Below are 9,785 nucleotides of genomic sequence, written 5' to 3'. Positions count from 1 at the left end.
GAAGCTTGGCAGGCCATCCAAAGAACAACGTGACGCCGATGATCGAAAGCAAGAGAAGCAAGACGCTGCACAGCGCAATGCGATCGAAGGAAAGTTCGGCGAAGGCAAACGCAAGTTGGGTTTGGGCCGAATTTGCTCCCGCGGTGCTCATACAAGTTTAACTGTCATCGCTATCCAGTTTCTGGTTATGAACCTGGAACGGCGACTGCGGGTTCTTTTTTTCTCTTTTTTCAGATTCATTGCGTTCCGTCCGATTTTTTGCATGAAAACCGCAAAGAAAATCACGGTCTAGGCTCATGCGTTGGGAGCAGCTTAAATTGATCTTGTTCAGCAAGCCCTACATATATTCGAATATCGTATGGCGGTGCGAAGGGTAGGTATACCCTCGATTTCCTTTCGTGTATTGCATGTCCACCAGTCTCACGGATCCGACGAATTGAGGAATCATGAATATTTTTTCCATCGTGCTCCCGCTTTCTTTCCGTCATCATTTTATTGATAGCGCATACATAAGTTTAGCGAAAAACTCCACAAAAGTATAATATTCACTCACAAAAATGCGTTTTGGTTTGTTGTCCGTGAAGCTATTCTGAAATCAATCATTTCCGTTGATAGAGGTGAATGTGATGAATGGGCAGATTCGATGTGCCGTTCTCGGACTCGGACGGCTGGGATATTGGCATGCGGAAAATTTGGCGGCTCGGGTGAACGGGGCAAAGCTGGACTGTGTCGCGGATCCCATCGACGGTCAAGCCGACAGAGTCGCGCGTGAATTGAACGTAGAAAGGTCAACGAGGAACCCGGACGAAGTGTTTGAGGATCCGAGCATCGACGCGGTGATTATCGCTACTCCGACAAACACTCATGCAGACTTGATCGAGAAAGCAGCAAACCATAAAAAGCATATTTTCGTTGAAAAACCGCTTGCCTCTCTGCCGGACGAAGCCGATCGGGTTATCCGCACCATCAGGGAAAACCGCGTTTTTTGCCAGGTCGGCTTCATGAGAAGATTCGACAGCGCCTATAAGGAAGCTCAAAGAAGGATTCGGGCGGGAGATATCGGTACTCCCATGTACTTTAAAGGCGTCTCACGCGATCCAGGCTCTCCGCCCGCCGAGTTTATTCGTCATAGCGGCGGCATCTTTCTGGATATGTCGATCCACGATTATGATATTGCCAGGTTTTTGTTGAATGCGGAAGTGACTTCCGTCTCCGCGCAGGGCAACGTTTTGTTCCATTCTTTCATGGAAGAATGCGGCGATGTCGACCAAGCGCTCACGTATTTAACCTTTGACTCCGGTGCGGCAGCGGATATCGAGGCCAGCAGGAACGCATTCTACGGATATGACATTCGTGGAGAAGTCGTCGGCAGCGAGGGCTGCATCCAAATCGGATCCTTAAAATATCACGACATTCAAATTATAACTAAAGGCGGCAGCGTGCACGATATCATTCCTGCATTTCCGGAACGGTTTAAGAATGCGTACTTAAATGAAATCGAACATTTCATTCGTTGTCTGAGGGACGGCGAAAAGCCGTCGGTGGATGAATTAGACGGGAAAATTGCGTTGGAGATCGCTTTGTCCGCAAAAAAATCGTTTGAGACAGAGACCAAAATCGCCATGTCCTTCCGGTCCTGATCCCGGTGGGCAGCTCTGCCTTTCGAGCGGCCGGTGGTCCGTTAGCCAGCCGCTCGAACCGCGTAGCGAACCGGATCATCGTTCCGCTTGCCGCGGCGGGCGGTTCTATAAACCGGCCGGTCGCTTCAATGATGTTCAAGATGTTGCAGCGTCAGCAAGAAAACTTGCTCCACATGTTCGTCGTCCAACGAATAATAGACCGTCTTCCCTTCCTTGCGGCGCTTAACGATTCGCAAGTTGCGGAGCAAACGAAGCTGGTGGGATACGGCGGACTGCCCCATATCCAACACCACCGTTAAATCGTGTACGCACAGCTCGCACTGTTGAAGGGCATGAATGATCCGGACCCTTGTCGGATCGCCCAACGCTTTAAACAAATCGGCAACATTGTTGGCCGTCGTGTCGGATACAAGACGTTTTTTTACTTTAAGAACATCCGAATGGGTTCCGCTGCAGCTCTCTTCGCATACCGTCTCCAATGCTTCCTTATTCATGACCGATCCCTCGCCCCATCTGAACTTGTTTGACATTATAACATAGACCGAGTTCATTCGTAATTATTCTGATGTTGGCGAGGGATATGGGCGAAATCGATTCTTGAAAAGTGTATGCCGCTTTTTTCAAGCGCTATTCCGTTCGCCAAAAAAAGAGCCGCCTTCCCTTCGGAAAGCAGCTCCCGTACTTACTTTTTCTGAATCGTAATCGTCCACGAGGCATCGCCGAGCTGTTCGTAATTCGTAATCGAATGGCCGGCTTCGGCGGCCCAACGGGGAATGCTCTCGGTCGCTTGCGTGCAGTCGAAGTCGATGACCAATTCATCGCCGCTGTTCAGCGACTCCATCGCTTTCTGCGCCTCGATTAATGGAAAAGGGCAAACCATCCCGAGTACGGGCAGTTTATGTTTCATGCGAATTCCTCCTTAAGCTGTCGTCGTCTGGTAAGCTACGGCTTGCTGTTTGCCGGCTTTCACGCGCGGACGAACGAAAATGAAGTAAGAAGCCGTCCAAGTGCCCAGAATCATGAACAGCAGCGCAACCCAGCCCTGCCACGTCATCATCGCGGTCATCACCAGTCCGTTGCCGATCGTGCAGCCGCTGGCCAAGCTTGCACCGACGCCCATCAGAACGCCGCCGATGAAGCTCGACACGGCCGTTCCCGCGTCGGGAACGCGGAACCGAAACTCGCGGCTGCCCTTGGCGGCAATGAACGAGCCCAGCAGAATGCCCAGAACGAGGAAGACACCCCAATTCAAGTACTTCGTCTTGTCTCCGGTAACCAAGTATTGAAGCAGGTTCGCGGTAGGCGTCGTAATGCCAAGACCCGAATTCCGCCCCGTCGCTTCGCTAAGAGGCCATGCCAGGATGGCGATCAACCCGACGAGAATCGCCGTGAGGAAAGGATGCCAGCGCTTCTCGAAGAGCAAATGGTTCAGTCCCTTCCGCTTCGCCGGCAGCGAAGGAATCTTGACTTTCGGCTTGCGCAGCTGCCGGACAACGACGAACAGAACGATCAGCACGAGCAAAAGGATAAACGGCCACACCGAAATGCCGAACGTATCCGGAATCGAGTTGTTCGTTACCGCGTACTTCTTGAGGCTGTCGTTGAACGGAACGAGCGCGCCGGTCTTCATCATGGCGCTCGTCAGCATGTAACCCGCCAGGGCGATCCAGCTTCCGATGAGCCCTTCTCCGGCCCGATACCACGTTCCGGTGGCGCACCCGCCGGCCAGAACGATGCCGATCCCGAAGACGTAAGCCCCCACGATCGTAGAGATCCATGGAATTTGCCCCGCGTTAAATTCGATGGCGCCGGTCTGGATTAACGTGAACACGCCGACGCTTTGAATCGCGATCGCAATGAGCAAAGCGTTAAACATCCGGTTGTCCTTTGCAAGGTACATATCCCGGAAACCGCCGGTAAGGCAAAAACGCCCGCGCTGCAGCACAAATCCAAGCAGTGCGCCGCAAAGCAGGCCGGTAAAAATCATTTGACCCAACTTAACGTGTCCTCCTTCTTTACACAATATCGGGAATGCGATTCATCATTATATTACTACTCAGATTCTAAGAATCAATAGCGGATATGTGGGATATATGGCAACGATCTTCCTGTAATAATTTGTATGAATAGGGGTCCGATTGCAAGAGAGTGCCAAGCCGTGCTCCAGCATCATTGACCGGCTTTGCCTCCAGTCAAACAGGAGGCTTGTTGTATCCTCTGTCCCCGTAAGGCTGAAGACGCTCCAACCACGGCTTTAACATTTGTTTGAGCTCCCAGCGCATGTCGGCAACGTCGTCGGTTTTTTTCTCTTCCGGAACTTCATAGCTGAAAGCGTCGGGTCCGAGCTCCCTCCAATCTTTTTGCAGTGCGCATTAGAAAACATCCCCATCTGAAGCTGACTTTGAAGGGTGGACCATTTGTTTTTGAGATTGGGGTAGCTGTTGACGTAAATTTTGCCGCTTGCTTTTATCCATGCGTTCCTCTCCTCCCGAACACGCCGAAAAAATCAATACCCCATTTCCTTTAAAATTCTCGACAACGTGCGCAATCGCTCCCCGATCAGCTCGTCGTCGTCGCTCAGCGCTTGGCAGAACAGCTTGATATCTTCGTGAATTCGGTCATTGTCCGTACAGACGGCCACCGTCATCGCATCGCCTTGCAGGCGACCCGGTCGATGACCGGCTTCTCCGGATCGTATAAGTGCTCAAAGCGATTCGCTTCGCGAAAATGGGCCATCGACCGGCAGATCAGGATGGCCAAATCCAACACCCGATGGAAAGGCAGTTCCTTCCGACTGTCTCGACCACTTCTCCCCCGTATACCGCCAAACTTTGGCCGAAATATCGACCTTGCCCCTGTCGTTCCATTGGGCCAATCCCAGGGAAAGGCCTTTGGCGTCCGTATTCCCGGCGTATCGGCCGTCGACCTGCTCATAATTTTCCGAGACGATCACAGGCATATGTTTTAGCGTCGTCGGTATTTTCATCGTTCGTCCCCACTTTCGATTTACTAAATTACTAATTTACTGAATTACTGATTTAAAATAGCATTCCATCCCCGGTCATATCAATCGAACGCAACTTGAATAACTTTTTATCGGAAATTTAAGGAACACGGTCAATTGACGGACAAGTTCGGAATCGCTTGGCAGTTCAACCTGGATAGCGAACCATAATCCGCAAAAAAAAGTGTTGAACAGAGAACTTCTGCTCAACACTTTTTCATTTCGGGATTTTCGGCTTCCCGATTTGGTTGACTCCTCTTCCTCGGTTACTTCGATCACCACGGGATTCGATTCGAGGCGCAATTCCGGACCAGCGAGCTGTATCTTGCACGTGGCAGGCCTTCCGTCCCCGAGCGGCTAAGCCCGAGCGTATTGCCGGTGAACGTGATCGCTCCGGTGTCGTTATCGCTTAACGAAGAATGAGCGGCAACCGTTGCCCCTCCCGTCATGGATTTCGTTCCATGGTCTAAATTGAGCTATGCTGCCCGGAACGAATTTGACAGTGCCGCTTTTTGGACTTTACGTTTTGTTCCGTTTCATCCCGGGAGGATTGACGACTTTCTGGTGCGTTTGGCCCGCCGCCGCCGCAACCAGGAAAGCGTTCGCCCCCGAGAGAGCGTACAGCTTCCAATCGCCGGGGTCCGCCCCTTTCGCCAGTTGGGCGATCAGCAAAATGACGAACGACACCAGCACCGCATAGACGTCCGTCGGCAGCCAAAGGGCGATTCGATCGACGAGTCCTTTCGTATATTGAACGATAAAAAAAGTCAGCAGCGAAGCACCCCCGATCGACGAGAGCGCATCCCAGGTGAACAATTGTCCCTCCATGCCGGCATCTCCTTCCGAAGGCGCTTGTTTCTTCATTTCATCCATACGACGCCATAGCGGAAAAAATGAGCGATTGAGGGAAAATTGCTGGAGAGCCCGCAGGAGAGAACCTCTTAGTCCATGGTGCCAATGGCGGCAGACGAATGTAAGCCGGCATTGGCGGGATACAGAGATGCGGCGAGCCGTATTCGGCGCTGTAAGCCGACATTAGCGGCTTACAGCGCTGCGGCGAACCCTTTCATCCGGCAGCTGCCACGCCGGCCCGCGCTTCATCCGCCAGCAGAATCGCTCGCCCCAAGCAGCGGCCCGATCGCTTCGATCCGCCCTTCCCGCTCCGCGACCTCCAGGAAGAGCGGCCGTTCGTCCGGCGTGCGGTTCGGCGCGTGAATCGTCAGCGCGAGCCGGCCGTCGAACGTGCGGAACACCATGCCGTGTCCCCCGTCGTTCCGGTAGAGCGCCTCCGGCTGATGCGTCCACGGTCCCAGCACGCCGCCCGATTCCGACCGCGCGACGCCGAGCGCATACGTGTTGTCGATGAAGCTCGCCCACAGCATGTACAAGCGCCCGGTATCGCCCCGGAACAAATACGGTCCGTCCGTGACGTAGTTGACCGTATCCGCAAAGCGCGGCGATACGAAGGGCGTCGTCCACGGCGCTTCGGACGCCCGAAACAGCGTCACGGGCTCGCCCGCCGCTTCCTTCAGATCGGCGCTCAGCCGAACGGCGCAAACCTCGCCGTCCCCGATCTGCTGCCACTCGTGGCAGAAAACCATCCACGGCTCCCCCGCCTCGTCCACGTGGAGGCTGCCGTCCAGCGAGCTCCAACTCTCCGGCGTAACGGGCCCTTCGCTGTGCGGCACGAACGGTCCGAACGGGCGATCCGCCGCGAGCACCGCCGTCCCGAGCCGGTTGTTGTCCTTGCGCCGGAACGTCGCGAACATGTAGTGACGGCCGCCGTAAGCATACACCTCCGGCGCCCAGAAGTTCGTGTCGGCGTAAAAGTTCGCCGAGGGCCGGAAAACCGGACGAGGACCGTCCCATTGCCGCAAATCCCGGCTCACATAAGCGTCGAAGCCGGTTCCCGGTCCCCAGATGTTTTTGTCCGTGCTCCCGAACAGATAATACAGCCCTTCCTCCGGGACGGGAAGCACGAACGGGTCGCGAATTTGAATCTCTTGGCTTTTCGGCACGGAATAGCCTCCTTTTTATTCGTAAGTCGGATAGACGATGCCGATGTCCCGCACGCTGCGCAGCTGCCCGTCCGCATAGTCAAGCCGCTCGTTCCCGTTCGCCGCGAACGGAAGTTCCCGGCCTTCGAAGCTGAGCGTCCCTTCCACCGTTCTTGCGCTCATGCCGAGCAGTCCGAGCAGCCCGCCCTTCCGGTCCGTCACGACCCGAACCCCGGGCGGGAAGGCCATATACGGCTCGCCGCCCCGGTAGATGACGGACCGATCCCGCAAATTGAGCAGCTCGAAGATGACGCCGTCCACGGTCCGGGCGTAAGCCGTCTCTCCGGCGATCTCCTCGCCGTGGTCCATCGCGTAAGGAACGAGCCCGGTGAACCACAGCTCGCCTTCCGGCGTCGGCAAGATGCCGCACAGCCGCTCGACGTAGTCGAGCAGGCACAGAATGGAAGGCGAATACGCCTCGGTGAACCCCTCTTCTCCCGTCCACGGGCTGACCGCCTGCGCGAAGCGGTTCGCTCGGGCGAAGGAGGACAGGATCGGCTGCATCGCCCACGTCAGTTCGACGTGACGGCCGTGGCGCTCGAACGCGTGCGGCGCGCGAATGAGGCTGAGGAAATTGGACGGGCCGGCCCAGCTGTTGTAGCTGGAGAACGGATCGAATCGCGGATCGTCCATGGCGATCGAGGTGAACGGATATTTGGCGAAAAACTTCCTCGTATTCAGCAAATAGCGCCGAAGCGCTTCGTCGAAAAAGTCCCGGTCCCCGACTTCGCACGCCAGCACGCGAAGCAGCACGTCCGACTGCACGCGCACCAGCCGGTCCTGCCGGTCCCGGTCGTAGAAGAATTGATCCCCTTCGTCGAAGCAATACCGGAACAGGCTGTCCAGGCTTCGCTCCGCCTTGGCCCGCCAGCCGTCGCCGGACAGCCCCAATTCTTCCGCCATGCGGGCCAGATACAGCCGCTGGCAATAGACGTTGGCGGTCAAGTCCGGCGCCAGAAACGGCAAGATCGGCGAGTCGGGATCGCAGCGCCCCGCGTCGCCGCGATGCGGCGCGTCCGGCACGTGCCAGAAGCGCGGCGACAGATCGTGCCCGGTGTCGAAGGCGGCAAACGCCTCGACGCAGCCGGTTCCCCGGGTGTCGCGGTTCGCGGCGAGCCAGGCGTCGTACCGTTCCATTGCCCGGTACATGACGCGCAGGAAGTCGACGTCCCGGCCGTGCAGCGCGTAATGGTTCCAGACGCTGCGGGCGAGCGGGGTGACGAGCTGGATTTGCCGATAAGCCGGCCCGTTCTCCGTGATCTTGTAGGGAAGCATGCCGTCCGGCCGCTGGTGGAACGCGAACGAGCGGTACGTCGCCTCCGAGACGCTCGGCGCGAAGCGGGACAGCAGCTCCGCATTGATCGTGCCCGTGCTCTCCAGCCAGCAGCCGAGATAGATGCCGCCCTCGTGAAGAATCGGATCGGTGCCCCCTGTCGGCACGATGCAGTCCAGCAGCTTGCGCAGCGCCCGGTAATACACGTCCTCGAGCCGTCCCTCGGAAGCCGCGAACCGGACGCCGCTCCGCTTCCATTCCGATACGACGAGCCGGTCCGAATCTTTGCCGAGCTCCCCCAATCTCGCCTCTACCTGCTTTTCCCTCAACTTGCTCAACAACAACCGTTCGTTCAACGCTAGCGCCTCGCTTTCCGACTTAAACCCCCGGCAAGGCGCGCCGCTTAAGCAGCCGACGGCCTTCCGGGGGCGTCTTTTTCCGGATCGATTATTGATTGCTTTGCAGAATCTTCAACGTGCCTTTATAGAAGTCGGACACCGCCTGCTCCACGCTTTCTTTGCCGAACCCGATCAATTGCACCGTGTTGTCCGACAGCTTGATAAATTCCGCGTTGCCCGGCGGGTTGTAGCTAATGGCGAACGGCTCTTTCTTGTTCGCTTCGGATACGCGGCTCGTGAAATCGTAGACGATCTTGTCGGCCGCGCTTGCGTCCGCCTCAAGCGTCTGACGGCCCGCCGCCGTAACCGGAACGCCCCGGTTGTTGCCGAGAATCTTCACCGCATCCGGATCGTTGATCCAGAAGTTCATCAGCTCGGCGACTTCCTTCGGATGCTCCGTCTTCGCATAGCCGGACAAGCCTTGGCTGGATTCGAACACGACGCCCGTTCCCTTCGGGCCGCGCGGCACCTGCACCATCGTCAGCTCGTCTTGGGTCAAGCTTTGGAAGGAAGCGAGCATGTTGGAAGGCAGCAGCGTCATCGCCACTTTGCCCTTGATAATGAGCGATTTGCTTGCGTCCGTCGGCGGATTGGACACCTGCAGCTCCGGCGTTACGACGCCGCCGGCCTTGGACGTATTGTCCCAATACTGGAACCACGGCAAGATGTCCGCCTCTTCGAACCCGAGCTTGCCGTTCTTCATATCGTACAGCTGCTTGCCGTTCTGCTTCAGGTAAATGTCCATACCGTCGGTCGTGAAATTGTACGTGCCGTAGTAGCCTTTGCCCAGCTTGTCGGAAATTTCCTTGCTGATCCGGGCGTAGTCGTCCCAGTTCCAGCCGTCCTGCGGCACCTCGACGCCGGCTTTCTCGAACATCGTCTTGTTGATCACGATGCCCCGGGCGTTCGCCCCGGCGGAGATGTGAACGAGCTTGCCGTTAATCGTCCCGTATTGAACCATCGTCGTGTCCATATCGTCCAGCTTCAGCTCTTTGCCAACGTACGGGTCGAGATCGAGAAGCACGCCCTTGTTGGCGTAATCGACGACGTTGCCGCCGAGGAAGAAGACGTCCGGAGCGGTGCCGGAGGCGAGTTGAGTGTTCAGCTTGTCGAAATAGCCGTCCGAAGGCGCGAATTCGCCGACAACTTTGATATTCGGATGTTTCTGCTCGAACAGCTCGAGCGCCTTGTTCGTCAGATCCGCCCGCGTCTGGTCGCCCCACCACATCATGCGCAGCTCGACTTGCTGCTGTCCGTCGTCCGGCGAGCTGCCGGCGCTCGCCGAACTGCCGGAAGTTTGCGTGCCGCCGGAGCTGCCGCATGCCGTCAATGCCACCGTCATCGCCGCCAGCGCGGCAACGAGCATTCTTTTCTTCATGTCGCTTACTCCCCCAATGGTTTAGAATGCGAAGC

9 protein-coding genes and 1 pseudogene are annotated in these 9,785 nt (G+C 56.5%); 2 read left to right on the top strand and 8 right to left on the bottom strand.

Annotation, left to right across the window (positions count from 1 at the left end; all coding sequences use genetic code 11):
- Together G485_RS25875 and iolG are read left to right on the top strand one after the other, a co-directional pair.
- Positions 1-292: transposase (locus G485_RS25875; RefSeq protein ID WP_156922240.1), on the top strand; the 292-nt coding region annotated here is incomplete at its 5' end.
- 334 nt (positions 293-626) lie between these two features.
- The gene (iolG, locus tag G485_RS0109890; protein ID WP_027092426.1) at positions 627-1,640 is read left to right on the top strand and encodes an inositol 2-dehydrogenase; all 1,014 of its coding nucleotides are present in this window, start codon (positions 627-629) and stop codon (positions 1,638-1,640) included.
- A gap of 125 nt (positions 1,641-1,765) precedes the next feature.
- Here iolG and G485_RS0109885 read toward each other — a convergent pair whose 3' ends face one another.
- The 8 genes and pseudogenes from G485_RS0109885 to G485_RS0109845 form a co-directional block, all read right to left on the bottom strand.
- A complete protein-coding gene (locus G485_RS0109885) occupies positions 1,766-2,134 on the bottom strand; it encodes an ArsR/SmtB family transcription factor (RefSeq protein WP_027092425.1) in 369 nt (122 codons plus the stop codon).
- Positions 2,135-2,322: 188 nt separating this feature from the next.
- Positions 2,323-2,547, bottom strand: coding sequence for a sulfurtransferase TusA family protein (locus tag G485_RS0109880; RefSeq protein WP_027092424.1), 225 nt, complete (start codon positions 2,545-2,547; stop codon positions 2,323-2,325).
- A gap of 12 nt (positions 2,548-2,559) precedes the next feature.
- A complete protein-coding gene (locus tag G485_RS0109875; RefSeq protein WP_035155513.1) occupies positions 2,560-3,627 on the bottom strand; it encodes a YeeE/YedE family protein in 1,068 nt (355 codons plus the stop codon).
- A gap of 519 nt (positions 3,628-4,146) precedes the next feature.
- A pseudogene (locus G485_RS25870) lies at positions 4,147-4,626 on the bottom strand (DUF6530 family protein).
- A 537-nt stretch (positions 4,627-5,163) separates the two neighbouring features.
- Entirely contained in the window at positions 5,164-5,472 is a 309-nt protein-coding gene (locus G485_RS0109860; protein WP_027092422.1) for a hypothetical protein, read from the bottom strand.
- A 269-nt stretch (positions 5,473-5,741) separates the two neighbouring features.
- The gene (locus G485_RS25865; RefSeq protein WP_051318153.1) at positions 5,742-6,662 is read right to left on the bottom strand and encodes a glycoside hydrolase family 43 protein; all 921 of its coding nucleotides are present in this window, start codon (positions 6,660-6,662) and stop codon (positions 5,742-5,744) included.
- A 15-nt stretch (positions 6,663-6,677) separates the two neighbouring features.
- Positions 6,678-8,330, bottom strand: a complete 1,653-nt coding sequence (locus G485_RS0109850; RefSeq protein ID WP_027092421.1) for an MGH1-like glycoside hydrolase domain-containing protein — start codon at positions 8,328-8,330, stop codon at positions 6,678-6,680.
- 91 nt (positions 8,331-8,421) lie between these two features.
- The gene (locus G485_RS0109845; protein WP_027092420.1) at positions 8,422-9,750 is read right to left on the bottom strand and encodes an ABC transporter substrate-binding protein; all 1,329 of its coding nucleotides are present in this window, start codon (positions 9,748-9,750) and stop codon (positions 8,422-8,424) included.
- Positions 9,751-9,785: the final 35 nt, after the last annotated feature.

It is taken from the genome of Cohnella thermotolerans DSM 17683, from assembly GCF_000429825.1.
Classification (GTDB): domain Bacteria; phylum Bacillota; class Bacilli; order Paenibacillales; family Paenibacillaceae; genus Cohnella; species Cohnella thermotolerans.
The sequence above is the reverse complement of the archived record's forward strand: the minus strand, read 5'-3'. Positions and strand labels throughout refer to the sequence as shown.